The organism is Bacillus cereus group sp. BfR-BA-01355 (assembly GCF_022663675.1).
GTDB classification, from domain to species: domain Bacteria; phylum Bacillota; class Bacilli; order Bacillales; family Bacillaceae_G; genus Bacillus_A; species Bacillus_A thuringiensis_S.
Genome location: NZ_JAKUFY010000375.1, coordinates 1 through 294 on the forward strand (window position 1 = coordinate 1; position 294 = coordinate 294).

The window sequence follows — 294 nt, forward strand, 5'->3', positions numbered from 1 at the left end:
TGAATTCACTCTTTTGTTCAATCGCTTCATCTTCTTGCTGAATTTCCTCAAGTGCTACAAATGTCTCTACTACAGGCGCTTTTATTTCTGCAATCACTTCTACTTCTTCTGACTCTTCCGTTTCCGCAATTACTTCCACTTCTTCTGGCTCTTCTGTTTCTGCAATTACTTCCACTTCTTCTAGCTCTTCTGTTTCCGCAATTACTTCTACTTCTTCTGACTCTTCCGCTTCTGCAATTACTTCCACTTCTTCTGGCTCTTCTGTTTCTGTAATTACTTCCACTTCTTCTGACT

1 protein-coding gene is annotated in these 294 nt (G+C 40.1%); it reads right to left on the reverse strand.

Features of this window, described 5'->3' with window-relative positions; all coding sequences use genetic code 11:
* On the reverse strand, positions 1–283 hold a 283-nt coding region (locus MR167_RS32110), incomplete at its 3' end, for a hypothetical protein (protein WP_276575838.1).
* Positions 284–294: the final 11 nt, after the last annotated feature.